Origin of the sequence: Microcoleus sp. bin38.metabat.b11b12b14.051 (genome assembly GCF_013299165.1) — a bacterium.
GTDB lineage: Bacteria > Cyanobacteriota > Cyanobacteriia > Cyanobacteriales > Microcoleaceae > Microcoleus.
Genome location: NZ_JAAFKD010000022.1, coordinates 93,340 through 111,616, shown reverse-complemented (window position 1 = coordinate 111,616; position 18,277 = coordinate 93,340). Strand labels below are relative to the sequence as shown.

At 47.6% G+C, this 18,277-nt stretch carries 18 protein-coding genes; 15 read left to right on the top strand and 3 right to left on the bottom strand.

Annotated elements, in window-relative coordinates:
• Positions 1–370 precede the first annotated feature (370 nt).
• Positions 371–607 (top strand): hypothetical protein, encoded by a 237-nt coding sequence (locus QZW47_RS21575; protein ID WP_293131128.1) that lies wholly within the window; start codon positions 371–373, stop codon positions 605–607.
• A 740-nt stretch (positions 608–1,347) separates the two neighbouring features.
• Here the strand turns inward: QZW47_RS21575 and QZW47_RS21570 are convergent.
• The gene (locus QZW47_RS21570) at positions 1,348–4,194 is read right to left on the bottom strand and encodes a PAS domain S-box protein (RefSeq protein WP_293131125.1); all 2,847 of its coding nucleotides are present in this window, start codon (positions 4,192–4,194) and stop codon (positions 1,348–1,350) included.
• 190 nt (positions 4,195–4,384) lie between these two features.
• Here QZW47_RS21570 and QZW47_RS21565 point away from each other — a divergent pair, with 190 nt between their 5' ends.
• The 11 genes from QZW47_RS21565 (at position 4,385) to argH (ending at position 14,396) form a co-directional block, all read left to right on the top strand.
• Positions 4,385–4,591, top strand: coding sequence for a hypothetical protein (locus QZW47_RS21565; protein WP_293131122.1), 207 nt, complete (start codon positions 4,385–4,387; stop codon positions 4,589–4,591).
• A 195-nt stretch (positions 4,592–4,786) separates the two neighbouring features.
• On the top strand, positions 4,787–4,963 hold the full coding sequence (locus QZW47_RS21560) for a hypothetical protein (RefSeq protein ID WP_293131119.1): 177 nt from the start codon (positions 4,787–4,789) through the stop codon (positions 4,961–4,963).
• Positions 4,964–5,316: 353 nt separating this feature from the next.
• Entirely contained in the window at positions 5,317–6,504 is a 1,188-nt protein-coding gene (locus tag QZW47_RS21555) for a transposase (protein WP_293131117.1), read from the top strand.
• An 80-nt stretch (positions 6,505–6,584) separates the two neighbouring features.
• The gene (locus tag QZW47_RS21550) at positions 6,585–7,310 is read left to right on the top strand and encodes a DUF502 domain-containing protein (protein ID WP_293131114.1); all 726 of its coding nucleotides are present in this window, start codon (positions 6,585–6,587) and stop codon (positions 7,308–7,310) included.
• Between the two features lie 160 nt (positions 7,311–7,470).
• Positions 7,471–7,638, top strand: a complete 168-nt coding sequence (locus QZW47_RS21545) for a hypothetical protein (RefSeq protein ID WP_293131111.1) — start codon at positions 7,471–7,473, stop codon at positions 7,636–7,638.
• 5 nt (positions 7,639–7,643) lie between these two features.
• Positions 7,644–8,276, top strand: a complete 633-nt coding sequence (nusB, locus tag QZW47_RS21540) for a transcription antitermination factor NusB (protein ID WP_293131108.1) — start codon at positions 7,644–7,646, stop codon at positions 8,274–8,276.
• A gap of 26 nt (positions 8,277–8,302) precedes the next feature.
• Complete coding sequence (locus QZW47_RS21535) at positions 8,303–8,509, top strand: hypothetical protein (protein WP_293131105.1); 207 nt, start codon at positions 8,303–8,305, stop codon at positions 8,507–8,509.
• 245 nt (positions 8,510–8,754) lie between these two features.
• On the top strand, positions 8,755–10,449 hold the full coding sequence (ftsY, locus tag QZW47_RS21530) for a signal recognition particle-docking protein FtsY (RefSeq protein WP_293131102.1): 1,695 nt from the start codon (positions 8,755–8,757) through the stop codon (positions 10,447–10,449).
• Between the two features lie 596 nt (positions 10,450–11,045).
• Entirely contained in the window at positions 11,046–12,536 is a 1,491-nt protein-coding gene (locus tag QZW47_RS21525; RefSeq protein ID WP_293131099.1) for a PP2C family protein-serine/threonine phosphatase, read from the top strand.
• Complete coding sequence (locus tag QZW47_RS21520; RefSeq protein WP_293131096.1) at positions 12,526–12,765, top strand: hypothetical protein; 240 nt, start codon at positions 12,526–12,528, stop codon at positions 12,763–12,765. Before QZW47_RS21525 ends, QZW47_RS21520 begins: the two co-directional genes overlap by 11 nt.
• 245 nt (positions 12,766–13,010) lie before the next feature.
• A complete protein-coding gene (argH, locus tag QZW47_RS21515) occupies positions 13,011–14,396 on the top strand; it encodes an argininosuccinate lyase (RefSeq protein ID WP_293131093.1) in 1,386 nt (461 codons plus the stop codon).
• 99 nt (positions 14,397–14,495) lie between these two features.
• Here the strand turns inward: argH and QZW47_RS21510 are convergent, their stop codons facing one another.
• Complete coding sequence (locus QZW47_RS21510; protein WP_293131091.1) at positions 14,496–14,687, bottom strand: hypothetical protein; 192 nt, start codon at positions 14,685–14,687, stop codon at positions 14,496–14,498.
• 516 nt (positions 14,688–15,203) lie between these two features.
• Between QZW47_RS21510 and QZW47_RS21505 the strand changes: the two genes are divergently transcribed.
• The 3 genes from QZW47_RS21505 (at position 15,204) to QZW47_RS21495 (ending at position 16,972) form a co-directional block, all read left to right on the top strand.
• Entirely contained in the window at positions 15,204–15,329 is a 126-nt protein-coding gene (locus QZW47_RS21505) for a hypothetical protein (protein WP_293131088.1), read from the top strand.
• A gap of 87 nt (positions 15,330–15,416) precedes the next feature.
• Positions 15,417–15,872, top strand: coding sequence for an NUDIX hydrolase (locus tag QZW47_RS21500; protein ID WP_293131085.1), 456 nt, complete (start codon positions 15,417–15,419; stop codon positions 15,870–15,872).
• A gap of 293 nt (positions 15,873–16,165) precedes the next feature.
• Positions 16,166–16,972 carry an alpha/beta hydrolase gene (locus QZW47_RS21495; RefSeq protein WP_293131082.1) on the top strand — a complete coding sequence of 269 codons (807 nt, stop codon included), beginning with the start codon at positions 16,166–16,168 and terminating at the stop codon, positions 16,970–16,972.
• A 175-nt stretch (positions 16,973–17,147) separates the two neighbouring features.
• Here the strand turns inward: QZW47_RS21495 and QZW47_RS21490 are convergent, their stop codons facing one another.
• Complete coding sequence (locus tag QZW47_RS21490; protein ID WP_366930913.1) at positions 17,148–18,047, bottom strand: pantothenate kinase; 900 nt, start codon at positions 18,045–18,047, stop codon at positions 17,148–17,150.
• Positions 18,048–18,277 lie beyond the last annotated feature (230 nt).

Below are 18,277 nucleotides of genomic sequence, written 5' to 3'. Positions count from 1 at the left end.
GGCGCTTTCAATATTTTATTGAAAGCTTTGAGAGATACCTCCCAAGCCGGAATCCTGACCGATTTTCAGGTTTTGCCATACACAGCTTGCCGAGGATTGCCGGGAATTGCCGGGTTAAATGTATCTGTTGATTACTCCCATCCTCTTGCTTCGAGGTAGAGGTAGCTGTCAACTGTCAACCGTCAACCGTCAACTGTCAACTGAATGAAGGCGCTTCAAATAAATCAGGCACGATCGCCAGTTGTGTAAAATTTTGTAACAAACCGCAATAATTTGCATAAATAAGAACAAGTTGCGCCGATAGCAGAAATAGAGAGGCCAGCGCCTAGGGAGGCAATAGTCGGTAAACTTGTATCTCAAGCAATATAATATGGCACGAAAACCAGAAAGCACCGAAACTTCCGTCAGCAGCCTGTTTTCCAAAATCGAGAGCTTGCTAATGCAGGCTTGGCAAGAAACCGGGCACGGATGCCTAACTATTGAGAGTGAAAAAATCAGTGCCAAAAAAATAAAAGTAATTATTCGAGGCTCTACTCACTATCGGTACGTTATTTCGGATGAAGGCATAAATGAGTGGGTTTCAAAGCATAGCACCGAAGAAGATTGAACTCGTGCAATTTTGAATTGCACGAGTTATACGGTCAAAAATCTTAGTAGATTCAATCAAAAATATAACATCAAAAAGCGTTAGCTCGCAGCTTCCAAAATTGCTTTACCGCCAGAAATGCAAATCTTCTAATTTGCAAAACACAGTCAATTTATTTGATATTTGAGGAATTGAGATTTATTATTATATAGCTTGTCCAATTTTTTAGTACAAAACAATGCTTGTGCGTATTGATTTAGCAATAAGCTGTTCTGCATTTAAATTGCATATCAAAAAAAATCAAAGAATGAGTGGAATGGGCTTCTAGCCCGTTCCGAATTCCCAATTTAAATGCGCGACAGCTTAGCGACCATCACATCGGGTGCGGAGCTAAATAACCTGATGAATCAAAACAAAATCCGTTACAGATAAACAGTATAAACCCAAATACAAACGGTTCGTAGTGCGTCCTGGCGTCCGCAGCATTTTACGAATCAAAGGGGGACTACAAACAATTTTTGTGAGGGTAAGCTGTAGCTTATTTAAATTGTATATTCGGGACGATGCTCAGAGCAACGTCCCACAAGAGTGTTTAAGCGATTTTTGACATACAATTTAAATGTAGGACAGCTTACTTAATCGAGCATAAACGATATTAACCGTTCTCTTTCGCAAGCGAGCAAGCGGCAAACTGTCAACTGTCAACTGTTCCTTCTATCAACTGTCAACTGTCAACTGTCAACTGTCAACCCAAAGAGCTGTCAACCCCTCGACTCCGCTCGGGGCAAGCTGTCAACTGTCGATCGTCCCGCCAAACTTGCCACCACAGCCACCAACTCAGCAGGATCGACAGGCTTAGACAGGTGAAGTTGAAAACCTTGGCGCAGCGCCCATACCCGTTCCTGTACCCTACCAGCCACCGTAAACGCCACCGCCGGAATTTCTTTGTTTTCAGCTTGCGATCGCACTTGCTGGATCAGAGCTTCTCCATTTTCCGACAGCATCCCGACATCGATCGCCAACACATCAGGATTCACCCGCGCCATCGCCTCCAAAGCTTCGATTCCCGAGACAGCCACCTCCACCTCGGCGCCGCAATCTTCGAGCACTGTACGCACAAAATCCAGGGAATCGGAGTCGCTATCGATCGCTAAAACCCTTACTCCCCGAAGGTTGCTGCTGACAAACAACTCATTTACAGCAACTCTAGCCGGGGTTTCTCGAAGCCTGAACTCTTTGGAAGAAGCAACAGAAAATCCGTCGCTCATTGGCTGTGTAACTGGCAATCTTACCAAAAACCTCGCTCCTTGTCCCTTTCCAGCCGATTCCGCTTGCACTGTCCCCCCGTGCAGTTCGACAAAATGGCGCACCAGGGCCAAACCCAAACCCAATCCGTTGTACGATCGCGCCATAGAGCTGTCAGCTTGGCTGAAGCGCTCGAAAACGTGTGGCAAAAACTCTGTCGCAATCCCTTGTCCCGTGTCGCTAACCTCAATTTCCACACTAGCTGGCGACACATTGTCACAGCAGGCGAATTGGACAGCCGGCACCGCCCCCTCCACTTTCCGCAGGGCTACCCTCACCTGTCCGCACTCAGGAGTAAACTTAATGGCATTCGACAGCAAATTCCACGCCACCTGCTGCAAGCGGCCCGAATCGCCAAAAATCCGCCCCGCATTTTGGTCGAACTCAGTCACAAGCTCAATATTTTTTGCCCCAATCGCGGGGGCGAGAGTTTCGATCGCGCCTTCAACTGTCGAAATCAAATCTACCCACCGCAAATTCAGCGACAGTTTGCCGGTCATAATCTGCGATACGTCCAGCAAATCCTCAATTAACGTCCCCAGCGAGCGCGTATTGCGGTCGATCGTTTCCAGAGCCTTAACAGTCGTTTTTTCATCAAACTTGCGGTGGCGAAGCAGTTGCGCCCATCCCAGCATCGCATTCAACGGCGTCCGCAATTCGTGGGACAAAGTTCCGATAAACTCATCTTTAATCCGGTTCGCCCGTGCCAATTCCTGGGCTCGATCGTGCAGTTCTTTTTCCAACTGCTTGCGAACCGTCAAATCGAGAATAAAAGCCACAGATTCTTGCCGCTTTTCCCCCAGCAAGATATACCCGACCAACACCGGAATCCGGCTGCCATCGAGTCGAATGTAGTCCTTTTCGTAAGGAGTGCAAACGCCCTCTGCCTTGGCCTCTGCGATGCCGATTTCGTCCAGCGGTATGTACTCAGGCGGTGTGATGTCAATCCAGCGGAGTTCCCCACGCTGCAACTGTTCCCGCCTGTAGCCAACCATCCGCAAAAATTCGTCATTTGCCTCACTGATACCACCGTCAACATCACCGAAGAGAATTCCGATCAAGTTAGATTCTGCCAACATTCTCAGCTTTTCTTGACTAGCTTTGAGTGCAGCTTCTGCTTGCTTGCGATCTGTAACATCTTGAATGTAAGCAGACACACCTGAATCAGAAGGATAAAAACGCACCTTCAGCCACTTATTGCATAACGGCACGAATTCTTCATACTCGACCGTCAGCTTTTCTGCTAATGCTTTGGTGGCGATTTTGTAAGACTGTAAATCGACTGCCCAAGGATAGATTTCCCAAACATTTTTTCCAAACAGTTCCGCTTGTACGTTGCCAAAAAGCTCTTGAGCTTTGTGGTTAATATAGGTAAATTTCCAGTTGGAATCGAAGGCGACAAAAGCGTCGGTAATGCTTTCGAGAATGTTAGTAATTCGAGCGTTTGCCGATAGTAGCGCTTGAGCTGTTTCTTCTGCTTGCTTGCGAGCTGCTTGTTCGCTTGACAAAGCAGCAACGCGTTCTTGTTCTGCCAGTTTGCGATCGCTAATGTCGATGCAAGAACCGATGTAGCCTGCAAAAGTGCGATCGGGCCTGTAACGGGGTACGCCCGTACTCACCACCCAGCGATATTCCCCGTCATAGCGCTTCATGCGGTATTCGAGCCGGTACTCTGTGCGATCGTCAAAGGCTTGACAGCAAACCTCTAAATATTCTGGCAAATCATCCGGGTGCAAGTTTTCCATCCAACCGCTGCCGACTTCTTGGGCTAAAGTTTTACCCGTAAATTGCAGCCAAACTTTGTTAAAGTAATCGCCACACCGATCGGTATCCGACATCCAAATCATCACCGGTGCGGTATCTGCCATCATCCGAAATCTGGCTTCGCTCTCGATCCGCTGCGCTTGAGCTGCTTGGCGGTCTAGCCGCTCTTTAACTTCTCGCAGTGCCCGCTCGATCGAAGGCACCAGGCGCGTCAAACGGCGTTTGAGAATGTAATCTGTAGCGCCGCTTTTCAAAGTTTCGATCGCCACTTCCTCGCCCAAAGTAGCCGACACAAAAATAAACGGCACTCCCGGACAAGTAGCGCGGGCGATCGACAGTGCCACTATCCCGTTAAAACAAGGCAGCATATAATCTGCCAAAATAATATCAAAACACTGTTTGTCCAGTGCTGCTACAAACTCTTCGCGAGTTTCCACGCACAGCAAAGAAAATTCGAGACCGCCATCCATCAGATATGCCTCAATCAATTCGGCATCTTGGGGACTGTCTTCTACTAAGAGGATATTCAGCGTTTTCACAAAAATTCCTTTTATTTAAATATCAGTTAAGGGACACACAATATCATTGCTGCGGCAGTTTAAGTACCGCCCCAAAAAGTCTGGTGTTGGGAATCGCATTAAAAAATGGTAAACATTAATCGGTGGCATTTGTTCAGAATTTACATCTCAATACTAGCTTCTACTCTAGGCTTTTGGTGGTTGCAGCCTGATGAATCCCGAGTCTGATTCGATGGCTGGCGCCCTTGCTTTCCCTCTACTTTCGCCATTTCCCACAACTACCGGCTACTCGTTTGCCAGATTATTTGTTTGTAATAATAGCCGAGTTAATTTTATATCGTTTGCCCTGTCTGCTCGATCGCAAATTCGCTCAAATTCTGGCTTGATTTCCCAAATTGCGATCGCTCCTGTGCCATAAACTCAATTTACAAGTTTTTCTTCTTGACTTTTGGCCGGATTTCCCTACCGTGCTACACTTGAAACTTGGCGAAGATTTATGTATTACATATTCTTACTATTGTCAAGTAATTATTTATAAATAATTAATATCAAACCGCATCTATCGAAAGATATAGTTTTGTGAAGACATCGAGTCATTTTAGTAAAAAAAATAATGCCACGGCAGACAAGCGCTCCTAACCATGATGCAGCAGGTAACAGCTATCAACCCGCAGAACTAGCGCTGACAGGGGTAGAACGAACTGCGCCGACGCCTCAAATTACAGAAAATTCGATCGCGAGGCTCGCTACACGCAGACTCCGGGGCAGGCAGCATCAGCCTGTTGATTGATTGAGTCAGAGCCAAAGTGTTTTAAAATATACAGTAAGGTGAGTTGTCGGACAGCCCCCATATATTAAAAATCAGCGCTAAATTGCAATAATTCTTTAAAATATAGGTACAGCAGCGCCGAACCCTAACTCTGCCGTTCAGGAAAGGATAGGGTTGAGGACAAGAAAACACGATCGTCCCCAGTGACTTTCAGTAAAGCCCGTGCAGTTGCTTTAGTCTCAAGTTTATCAAAGAAATGGGTTTAAAACCCCGTCTTTCAAGACGGCTTTAGTGTAAAAACTTGTAACAGAGAAGGACGATCTTAGTCTAACGGGGCTAGAGTAAGAATATCGTGATGAGGTCGAAATCATGCCATGCTAGTTTTTGAATTCAAAGCATACGGAAAACAACAGCAATTCAGTGCAATTGACGAAGCGATTAAGACAGTCCAGTTCATTCGCAACAAAGCATTGCGCTTCTGGATGGACAACGAAAAAGTCAACAAATTTGACTTAAACAAGTATAGCGCTATCCTAGCAAAAGAATTCCCGTTTTGTAATGAATTGAATAGCATGGCTCGACAGTCAAGCGCCGAAAGAGCATGGTCAGCAATCACCCGATTCTACGACAACTGTAAAAAGAAGGTTCCCGGCAAAAAAGGATTTCCACAATTCCAGAAAAACAACCGCTCAGTTGAATATAAAACTAGCGGCTGGAAATTGGCAAATGACCGAAAATCCATCTCATTTACCGATCAAAAAGGGATTGGGAAACTGAAGCTAAAAGGGACGCGCGACTTGCACTTTTACCAAATTACTCAAATCAAACGAGTACGATTAGTAAAACGTGCAGATGGGCATTACGTCCAATTTTGCATTCAAGTTGACCGCTCTGAGAATATAGAAATAACTGGAAATTCCATTGGATTAGACGTAGGGTTGAAAGAATTCTACACCGACTCTAACGGTGTTGCAGTAGAGAACCCACGATTTATCCGCAAGGGAGAACGCAGACTAAAGAAGTCTCAAAGGCGTGTTTCCAAGCGCGTCAAAGGCTCCAAAAACAGAGGTAAAGCTAGAGTGATTCTAGGCAAGCGCCACCTCAAAATAAGTAGGCAACGTAAAGATTTTGCTGTGAAATTAGCAAGATACGTGATCCAGTCCAACGACTGTGTAGCCTACGAAGATTTGAGGATCAAAAACATGGTGAAGAATCACTGCTTAGCAAAATCCATTAACGATGCTTCTTGGTATATGTTCCGAATTTGGATGGAGTATTTCGGCAAAGTATTCGGAAGAATCACGATTGCCGTTTCGCCCAATGGAACAAGCCAGGAATGCTCTAACTGCGGAACAATTGTGAAAAAAAGTCTATCAACAAGAACCCACGTCTGTAGTTGTGGATGTGTGATGGATAGAGATTGGAATGCGGCTAGAAACATCCTAAGTCGGGGATTAAGTACGGTAGGGCATACCGGAACTTGGGGTAATACCCTGAACGCTTGTGGAGAATTGACCGCTACCGATGTTGAAGTAATTCTGCATCGGCAAGTCGATTCGTAGAAGCAAGAATCCCCACGCCTCGATAGCTGGGGAGTGTCAATTAGGTTCTTGCAGCCAGTTACGAGGAGATTTGACCCGCCGTGCTCCAACGCATCAAACAAGACTTAAAAAACGACCTGATCGCAGGTCTGCTGGTAGTTATACCATTAGCTACCACCATCTGGCTGACAATTACCGTAGCCAGTTGGGTGATCAACTTTCTGACGAAAATTCCCAAGCAGATCAACCCTTTTGACGGACTCCACCCGATTTTGGTAAATCTGCTAAATCTCTTAGTAGGGCTGGCTGTACCCCTGCTGAGCATTTTAGTCATCGGTTTAATGGCCCGCAACATCTTCGGGAAGTGGCTGCTAGACTTTGGCGAACGTTTGTTGCAGGCAATTCCCCTAGCAGGTTCGGTTTACAAAACTCTCAAACAACTGCTGGGAACTATCCTCAAATCTAATGACAAGTTTCGCCGCGTAGTGTTGGTAGAGTATCCGCGGCGCGGAATTTGGACTTTAGCATTTGTCACCGGTACGATCGAGAGTAACGACATCCCGTCTCATCTTTCCGGCGAAAGCCCGATCGGTATTTTCATTCCCACTACACCCAACCCCACCACCGGATGGTACGCTATAGTCCCCGAAGCAGATGTAGTCAACTTGTCAATGTCGATCGAAGATGCGTTTAAAGTGGTCATCTCCGGTGGCATCGTCAACCCCAGCAACTCAGTTGCAGTCACCGCCGACACCATCCCGGGAAAAACACTCGAACCCTTGAGATCCGAACCAAGATACCACCCTGTCCCAGTCGAAGAAGATTAAATCAACACAACCACCCGCACTAACCCAAGCCGATCGAGCTCGATCGGGTTGGAAATACTCAACTTTCCCAGTAACCGATAATATTTGTCCAAAACCTGCCCAGAAACAATCGTGAGTGAGGGCAGGTTTTTTGCGAGGTTTTCTGCTAAAGTCCAAGTCTATGCTTTCAACCAACGTCCGAGACCGATCGACTTATTTGTGTAATTGCCAGCCCGCAGGGGCGAAGCAATCGTCATATTTGTTGTCGATGTTCTGTGCGATCGGACTCAACCAACACGCTCGCAATCTCAACAATTCCCAAATTCCTAAGCTCCCAATTTTTATCTAAAAACTATGAAAAAATCCCGCGAAACCTCACGCGAACTCGCACTCCTCGGCATCAGCCAACTACCCGCGAATCCAGAACTCTTAGAAGCCAAGAAACTGCAAGATGTTCTCCTCGCAGCCATCCGCACCCTGACAACAGAAGTTCAAGAATCCCTAGAAGCAGCAGCCTCCGAAGTGCAGCGGGGTAGCGACAAACTGCTAGCGAGCGAAATCCGCGCCGCCGACATCCAAAGTGCTAGAGCAATGGTGCGCGAAGCCATCGAACTCACCCAAACCGCCATTAACCGTCTCGGTTCAGCAATGGAGTTTCCAGAACTGATCCAGCTAGCCAACCAGCAAGATGTCCGCACTTATGCTTTGCAAATTCTGACCAAAGTCAGCGCCAATCGCGTTCAAATTGACGAATTGCTCTCCGAAGCCCTCGTAGACTGGCAAATCGATCGGCTCGCCCGGATCGATCGAGATATCATGAGAATCGCGATCGCCGAAATCCTCTATCTCGGCTTACCCGAACAAGTCAGCGTCAACGAAGCCGTCCAACTCGCAAAACGCTACAGCGGCGAGGAAGGACATCGGTTTATCAACGGAGTCCTCCGCCGAGTCGTCGATAAAATCAATGCAGTAGTCAGTAGTCAGTAGTCATTGGGCATTGGGCAAACAGGGCATTGGGCATTGGGCATTGGGCATTGCTCATTGGGCATTGGGCATTGGGCAAACAGGGCATTGGGCATTGGGCATTGGTCATTGGTCATTGGTCATTGGTCATTGGTCATTGGGCATTGGGCAAACAGGGCATTGGGCATTGGTCATTGGTCATTGGTCATTGGGCATTGGGCATTGGGCATTGGGCATTGGTGATTGGTGATTGGTGATTAGACTTCTTGCACTCATGCCAAAAATCTCGGAAAATTATCTGCGTTTATCTGCGCTTGTCTGCATTACATCTGCGGTTGACCGATCGATCAAACGATTTATGCCAGAAGTCTATTAGTGATTAGCCATCAGTCATGGGTTATGGGTCATTAGCGATCGGCAATCTACAATCCGCAATCCGCTCTACACTAAGGACTGATGACTGCTGACTAATGACTCTTAATCTATTCCCCATTTAACTTCTATGGTTTTTAATTGGTTTCGTCGCCAGTACAGCGAAAGCGGATCTTCTGAACCAGAAACTCCCACCCCTGGGCCCCAAGATGAACCGGCAAAATCAGCACCGGTTGAGCCTAAAACAGATGCAGCAGTTGAGGAAAGTTCCCCCGCTGTAGCTGAGGATTATCTCAATTGGGCGAAAGCTGCTTACAAAAATATTCAAAAACAGCAGCAACCTGAAACAGAAGTTGCTCAGACAGCAGCAGCGGAAGTTGCAGCCGCCGCCACAGAAGTCGCAGAATCTGTGCCAACTGTTGCAGAAGTTGCAGAAGTTGCAGGCTTAACGCAGGATGAAGCTACCGACGGTCAAGAAATAGATGTAGCTAACCCGGTAGAGATTCCCGAACCTCTGCAACTAAAAGTCGAGTCGCTCGATCGGGCGCCTGTTACTCAAAAATTAGAAGTTACAGCAGAAAATATACCAATTGCAGCACCTGCAACTGAGCTTGCAAACACAGAATCGATCGCCTCATCAGACTCCGCAGCCGAAGCTTTGCCGTTTTGGGCCAGAGCACAGGCCGATCGGCTCGAACGCATCGAACGCCTCAAGGAAACGGCCCTAGAAGAACCAGAAGTCATCGCAGCCGCCGCCGCCAGAGCCGCAATTATCGAAGAAATTCCCGGTTTTGCCTTTGATGAAGGCTTCCTGTGGTCATCTGAAATCCTCGCCAGTCAAGGCCGCCGGCCAGATCAAGTATCCGTTGAAGAAATCAGTTGGCTGCAAAAACTGCGTAAAGGTTTAGAAAGAACTCGGCGCAGCTTAATTAATCAATTAAAGGCGATCGTCGGTCAAGGCCCGCTCAATCAAGATGCAGTAGCCGAAATAGAGACTTTGCTGTTGCAAGCCGATGTGGGAGTCGCAGCTACCGACATCATTATCAGCCGCCTGCAAGAAAGACTCAGACAAGAAGTCTTGCCGCCAGAACAGGCTCTAGCCTTCCTCAAAAGCATCCTGCGGGACATTCTCGACGCTCCGACAGCCGAAACCGCCGCCGGCAATCCCGCCTACAGCCTGACTTTTGCCCCGGAAAAAGACACCTTTAACGTCTGGTTAATTGTCGGAGTCAACGGTGCGGGCAAAACTACGACGATCGGCAAACTTGCCCACATCGCCCAAAAATCCGGCTACAACACCCTAATCGCCGCCGCCGACACGTTCCGGGCCGCCGCCGTCGAACAAGTGAAAGTTTGGGGTTCCCGCAGCGGTGTCGAAATTATTGCCAATCCAGGAAAAAATACCGATCCGGCTGCTGTAGTATTTGATGCGATCGCCGCCGCCAGCGCCCGAGGCACACAACTGTTGATCGTAGACACCGCAGGCCGCCTGCAAAACAAAAAAAATCTGATGGACGAACTCAGTAAAATCCGTCGCATTGTAGATAAGAAAGCCCCTAACGCTACCGTAGAATCTCTACTGGTCTTGGATGCCACGCTGGGTCAAAATGGTTTGCGACAGGCAGAAGTGTTCGCAGAATCTGCCAAATTAAGCGGAGTAGTATTGACAAAACTCGACGGTTCTGCTAAAGGTGGTGTTGCCCTAGCAGTAGTGCAGCAGCTAGGTCTGCCCATCCGGTTTATTGGAGTCGGGGAAAGTATCGAAGACTTGCGCCCGTTTTCGAGTTACGAATTTGTGGAAGCCCTACTCGATTTTAGATTTTAGATTTTAGATTTTAGATTGATGAGGTATCTCTAGCCGTCCCGATTTGGGGAAACGGATACAGAGCTTCAAAATATCAAATCCTTAACCTCAAACTACCATCGCAGGACTTGCGCCGACTGCCACCGGGCGAGTTTTAACTAAACATCTAGAAACAACACCTTCGTTCTGTTATTGCTGGCTTGGGCTGGCAATGCCATCCAAAGCGTGTCAAATTGAGCTACGGATGTAGTATGAGTCTGATGGCCGATCGCACAGTCTCCCCGATCCCCCCCTAACCCCCCTAAAAAAGGGGGGGACAGGAAAGGGTCAAAGTCCCCTGATTAAATGGGAAGAGCGTCAAAGTCCCCTGATTAAATGGGAAGAGCGTCAAAGCCCCCTGATTGAGAGGGAAGAGCGTCAAAGTCCCCCTACAACCAGGGGGATGCGAGGGGGATCGAGACTCAGCTATCAACGAGATTTGTTAAGGATTTCAGACTTAAGTTCACACCAATGCCCTACTACCCAAACTACTTGCTAAAAAAAACCGGGTTTGCGATCGGGTGCTGCCTAATTCCTCAATCAATCATCTTCCGTCTTAGATCGAAAATCACACAAAAATGACTGCTGTGCCTTTGCCTCGCCCCTCACCTCAACCTGCTGACCGCCCTCAGGGTCGCAATTCCACCGACGCGACGCCAGTATTTGCCCTCAAAGAACTGGTGGCGCGCTTGCACCGATACCAGCACAACGTTCAAGATATGTTGGGTTCGCTAGGATTTGCCCTGCGGAGTTTTAACAATCTCAACCAATTTTTGGAGTTGGTGCCTTTGGTAGCAACTCGCGTTACCGACGCCGACGGGGGAGCTCTAGTGCTTTTCAAACCCAACGGTCAAGTTCGGTTCCAGCAGTTGCACTGTCAGGAAGGACGGCAGTGCCAAGATATGCGTAAAGCGCTGGAAATAGCCACCAGGCAAGCTACAGCAGGTGCGGGCGCGGCGGCTGGCGAATCTTTTTCCGAAAGCTCCGAGCAAACTTCGAGTCTCGACTTGCAAGTGGGTCGTTATTTGGGCCCGGATGTTCATTTGTTTGGCGCGCCAATTTTAGTTAAGAATTTGGAACGCGGACGGCTTTATATTTTTAGCAGTGACCCACAATATCTTTGCACTCCCGGGAGACAGAAATTAGTTCGGTTGGTGGCGGATCAAACGGCCGTTGCTATCTGCAAAGACGAACTTACTGCTAAGTTGGCTGAAAAAGAACGCTTGGACAGAGAGTTGGAAATCGGGGCCGAAATTCAACTGCGCCTGCAACCCCGCAATTGTCCAAAAATTCCGGGTCTTGATGTGGCCGCCCGCTGCCAAACTGCTAGCAGGGTCGGTGGCGATTATTATGATTTTATTCCTGCTGACTATGACCCGATCGGCAAGGAAGATGAGGGGGAACACCCCCCATCCCTAATAAAAAATCTCAAGTCCAAAATCGACAAGGGTCGCTGGAGCATTGTGATCGGCGACGTGATGGGCAAAGGCGTACCGGCAGGCCTGCTGATGACGATGACACGGGGTATGCTGCGGGCGGAGGTTTTGAACCGCCACTCGCCTGCGAGAATTTTGCAACATTTAAACCGGGTAATGCACGCGGATTTGGAGAATTCCCACCGTTTTGTAACTCTGTTTTATTCGGAGTACGACCCGAAAACTCGCGTTTTGTCCTACAGCAATGCTGCTCATCACCCGCCTTTGCTGTGGCAAGCTGCAACTAATTCGATCGTCCGTCTCGATACTTTGGAGGGAATGTTAATTGGCTTGGATGCCGATTCGCACTACCAAGAAGCTCAAGTGCAATTGCAGCCGGGAGATACTATTATTTATTACACCGACGGATTTACTGATGCTGCTAATCAAAGGGGCGATCGGTTTGATGAGGATAACTTGACTGCGGCTTTTCAGTGGGCTTGTCAAAATTATCAGCAGTCTGAGGAAATTTTGGATTATTTGTTCGATCGGGTGCACCAGTTTGTCGGCATCGGCAATCGCAATGAAGATGACATGACACTGGTGGTACTTAGGGTAACACTTTCAGCAGGAGAAAATCACCATGATAGTTAATTTAATGCCAGAAATTATTGCTGGATTCACCAACTCGATTCATTGGCATGATGCCATTCATTTGTTAGTTGTGAAATCTCATTTGAGTTCGCCTGTGATTTTGGGCCAAAGCTACGAGATTTTTACGAATTTCCAGAAAGCTTGGAATAATTTTGTTTCTACTGGTCAAATAGGAGCTTTTATTATAGGTATATTTATCGGCTGGTTCATTAAAGGGATTATTCCTTAGATTTTTTGTCCGAGGGGCATCAGAAAGAGAGTTAAAAAGTTCGCCATCAGGACTTCATTCCTTTCTGATGCAGTAAAATTTTAATAATTTTGTAGTCAAGACTTCAGTTTTTTAACGGTTTATACAGGTATAAAAAGCGCAGGACTAAAGTCCGATGCTGTAAACCGGAGGACTCAAGTCCGATGCTGCGAACCGGTTTTTATAGACTTCTACAACAGAGATATAATTTAGTTTTACTTTAAGCAATGACCACACAACAGAAAACTTGGAGTCAAAGATTTGAATCGGCGCTGCACCCGGCGATCGCCCGATTTAATGCTAGTATCGGCTTCGATATGGAATTGATCGAGTACGACTTGACCGGTTCTGTCGCTCATGCTAAGATGCTGGCCCAAACCGGGATTATTTCAGCAGCAGAAGGCGAGCAGTTAGTCAATGGTTTGGAACAAATCCGTCGCGAATACCGCCAAGGTATGTTTGTTCCGGGAGTAGATGCAGAAGACGTTCACTTCGCTGTCGAGAAGCGGCTCACGGATTTGGTGGGGGATGCGGGGAAAAAGCTGCACACGGCTCGATCGCGCAACGACCAAGCAGGCACCGATACTCGTTTGTATTTGCGCGATCGCATTGCAGAAATTCGCGAGCAATTGCGGGAATTTCAAGAGGTGTTGCTGGAAATTGCCGAGCTGAACGTTGAAACTTTAATCCCAGGTTACACGCACTTGCAGCGCGCTCAGCCGATAAGTTTGGCTCATTACCTGTTAGCTTATTTTGAAATGACCGATCGCGATTGGGAACGCCTCGGCGAGATATCGAAGCGGGTGAATGTTTCGCCTCTGGGTTGCGGGGCGCTGGCGGGGACTACTTTCCCGATCGACCGACACTATAGCGCAGAACTCTTGGAGTTTGACAAAGTTTATGCTAACAGCTTAGATGGAGTGAGCGATCGAGATTTTGCGATCGAATTTCTGGCAGCCAGCAGCTTGATTATGGTACACCTGAGCCGCTTGTCAGAAGAAATGATTTTGTGGTCTTCTCACGAATTTGGATTTATTACGCTCAAAGATAGCTGCGCTACAGGTTCTAGCATCATGCCCCAGAAAAAAAATCCCGACGTGCCGGAGTTGGTGCGGGGCAAAGCGGGGCGGGTATTCGGTAACTTGCAAGCCTTACTGGTAGTAGTGAAGGGACTGCCTTTAGCCTACAACAAGGATTTGCAAGAAGATAAAGAGACTTTGTTCGATAGTGTCAAAACTGTACAGGGCTGCTTGGAAGCAATGACAATTTTGCTGCGGGAAGGCATCGCGTTTAACAGCTCACGCCTCGCCGCTGCGGTGACGGAAGACTTTTCTAATGCGACAGACGTAGCAGACTATTTGGCTGCTAAAGGTGTTCCCTTCCGGGAAGCTTACAACCTGGTGGGCAAAGTCGTTAAAACTTGCATCTCGGGGGGCAAACTCCTCAAAGATTTGACACTTGAGGAGTGGAAAGAGTTGCACCCAGCTTTTGATACAGACATTTACAGCGCGATCGCACCTCAGCAAGTGGTGGCGGCTCGCAATAGCTACGGAGGTACCGGATTTGAACAAGTGAGAAAATCACTGATTGCTGCGCGCGATCGGATCGCCTAAACACCGTTGAATTATCAGACAAATTCAGGCTGGCTATCTCTGCTTAGAACGATCGTGTTGTCCACTGTGGTTCTAAGTTCGGCAGATAGCCTGACTCAATTACTCTTCAGCAGCAGCCATATCTTTGTCCCGTCCGCCGCCGCCCATGGCGCCCATGCCGCCGCCGTTGCCGCCGTCAAATCGTCTTCTCTTGTTGGAGAACATATCTTGATTTCTCCGCTTGCGAAACTTGCGAGCGTATGCTTGATTTCGTTGTGCCTTCTCTTTCTTGAGATTGCGGCGCTTAGCCATTATGACCTCACTAATAAACATTGACATTCCCCAAGCTTTCGTCGAGGGGATTCTTAAGGATAAACTTTTTTTCGGGATAAATCCGCAAAAAATTTGATTCTTAAAGGCGCTGTCAGCGAACCGCTGCTGGCTCTCTCAACCATTGAGGCTGAGTTTTTGGCAGATCGCGGACATTCAAACTCTATCTCGTTGCATACTAAGGGTTTGATTCACTAGCGGCCACTGCTTGTCTCCTAAACCGCGAAGGGCCAGAAGCTGGCGCAGGCGATCGGTTGCGGGATTGGCGCTTTTGACCGAGGCCGAGAGTGAATTTTTTTAGACGCAGTGGTAAATTGTATCAGACTTGAGCAGCTTTTGCTCGGATTTTACCCGAGAACAAATGATGCTCAAGGCCAATGAGGCAGATCCTGGCTTCAGCTAGCCCGAGGCGGCGGGCAATCTAGTCAGCCTCTGGTGGCAAAATCGCTGGTGGGTGCGGGTGTTGCGGACTCAAAAAATTATCAGTAAAAAATTTAGGTGCATCACTCGATCGACCGCGAGCGATCGCCCCTGATGGTAGGATTGAAAAGATTTATCGCTTGCGTCAAACTAGAATCTCACGCAGCCGAGATTTTAGCAGGCTTGCTAGACCTCGCTGGCTGAATGAAAAATTCAAAATTTTGATTGTGCAAGCTGCGAATTCGCAGACCTGAAATTAGTTTCCCTGTCTTTCACAAGTTTTTGAGTTAAATGCTTAGATTGTGGCAAATTTTACAAACTGTACTAGGGCTGATTTTTCGCCATCCAGTCACTGGTACCGCGGTGATTCCCGTATTACCTGACGGGCGTATTGTGCTGATTCGGCGCCGCGACAACGGTCGCTGGGGACTGCCCGGAGGTATGGTGGATTGGGGAGAGGATATTCCGACTACAGTGCGGCGGGAGTTGGCAGAGGAAACAGGACTCGATTTAGTCAAAATTCGCCGCTTGGTGGGCGTTTATTCGGCTGCCGATAGAGATCCTCGACTGCACTCGATTTGTATCGTAGTGGCGGCAGAGGTGGAGGGAAAGATGCAAGTTCAGGATACGCTGGAAGTCAGCGAGGTTGAGGCTTTTTTGCCCGCAGCCATGCCGCAGGGCCCGCTCAGCCATGATAACGACCAGCACTTGGAGGACTATTTTAAAGGTGTGACAACTTTGGCTTAAATTGTCGGGGCGTCCAAATTTGAGCTAAGTCGGGAATTAGCTCGCTGCATCGTCGATTGGAGATTTTACATTTTTGATTTGAGATTTACTTCAAAGATAAATCTGGGAACTTGAACCTTAGTCTGAAATTGGGAATTATCCTCGACTCCAGTCGGAAAGCAATTATCCGTTTTTGGGCGTAGCCAAAAGTTTCCAGCGATAAGTGTGAAATTAATTGTTAATCTTTCCCTACTTTAATTTACAATTTCTGAACATTAAATTAATCATCTTTTTATTGCTGAATATTTAACCGGATGTACTCACAGCTACGCAATTCTCGGGTCAAGCTCTCTGTAGGGCAAATCTTCTGGCGCGAAATCGGTCAAGGGCCAAGTTTAGTATTTTTGCACGGTTCTTGGGAGGACGGCAGTCAGTGGCTCAGGACGATCGAACTTTTGAATGCCAACTACCAATGCTTCGCACCGGATTTACTGGGGTTTGGAGACTCCGAACGCCCGAACGTTCATTATTCGATCGAGCTAGAAGTAGAATGTCTGGCGCAATACCTCGATACTTTGAACCTGCGAGAGGTTTATTTAATTGCTCACTCTGTGGGCGGCTGGGTGGCCGCCAGCTACGCGCTCAAATATCCCGATCGAGTTCAGGGCTTGGTGTTGTTGGCCCCAGAAGGCGTCAAAGTCGGACACCGACGGGCGCGGTGGCAGACGGCTAGGTGGCTGATTGCTAAACCTCCGCTAGCTTATTGGTTGTTGCGATCGATCTATCCCATTGCGAAGCTGCTGGGGGGTCAAAAGAAGATTGACCAAATGTTCGAGTTCAGACAGCAGTTGATGCAGTCGCCAGTTGCGGTGCAGTTGCTGTTCCGGCGGCGGCGGGCGGAAATTACAGGAGAGTTAGTGGATGAGAATTTGCCTTTACTGAAAGCGCCTATTTTGCTGTTGCACGGTTCTGAAGATAGTGTCGCAGCTTTGTCTCTTTGTCAATCCTATGCTGCTCTGGCTCCTAATGCCGAACTGCAATCTGTCAGCCCCGGGGAAAGCAATTTGCCCCAGGAAGTTCCGGATATTGTTGCTAAGTATATTCGCGAATTTGCAAAGTAAAGAAAGAAGTTCGGCCAACGAACAATGTACGGGATGCAAACGGATTGAACGGAGGTTGGAGCGACTAATGACTAATTGACTAATGACTAATTGACTAATTGACTAATGACGGATGACGGATGACTAATGACTAATGACTAATTGACTAATGACGGATGACTAATTGACTAATTGACTAATGACGGATGACTAATTGACTGATTCCCCAAAAAATGGCTTGTGGTGCGTCAATTATGGAGGAAGCCGTATCGGGAAATGCTGCGGTGAGGTATTGCAATAGCAAAGTTCGATCGCCCCCAGTGACGGCAATTTTGCTATTAGGAAACAAATGCAGCCAATCTTCAATAAAATCTCTAACTCCTGCCACCACCGCATACACAACTCCGCTGTGAATTGCTCCGACAGTATCTGTAGCCCAGCGCTGGGGCAGAGTTTGTGGTAAGCTGACTGAGGGCAATGCAGCGGTTTTTTGACCGAGAGACGACAACTGTAAACCCAAACCCGGTAAGATGGCGCCCCCAACTATAGACCTATTGACATTAGCCCCAGTAAATGTTAAAGCTGTACCAGCATCTATAAGTAAAACTGGCCAACCAAATTGGTTGCCAGCACCCAGTAAAGCCAAAGCTCTATCAATTCCCAGGGTAGGATAGAGCGCCCCGATCGGCAACTGGTCTAAGGTAATAATTTGAACTTCAGGGTAACTCTGCCAGATTGCTGTTTGCTTTGGAACTACTGATGCCAAAACTAGAGGTAGTGGCATGAGAGAAGGTTCATGAGAATGAGAAACAGCGAGATTAGCAGGAACACTAGGGAGAGGCCGATCGCCTATTTGCTCGATCGACCTCATGACTGTTTTCACCAGATATTCGGCTTTTTGCTCAGAGGAGAGTTGGGAAACAGCATCAGCTTTGAGATGCTCTGTATCCCATGTTTGCTTGAGAGTATTGCCCGCAAATAGTCCCCAGTGCAGTCGGGAATTGCCGATCGCTAAACCTATTTTAATCTCATCTTTACCTGCCATTCCGGGTGTAACGTTGTCTGTGCAAGCTGGCGGGCGAAAATTGTCGCCCATTGAGTTTTCCATGTCGATCGAGCGCGAGCGCTAACATTGAACTAAAGATAGATTTTAGATTAATTTTATTCCCTTAACCTAGCGGGTAAATCTAATTGATATTTGACGAATTTCAACGGCGCCCGCTTAATTAGTATGTTCGGCTACAGAACACCTAATTTATTTTTATAAATATTTGTAAAGCAAATAATTGCTATGGTCGGTCAGCATCATTTATAATGTCTTAATAT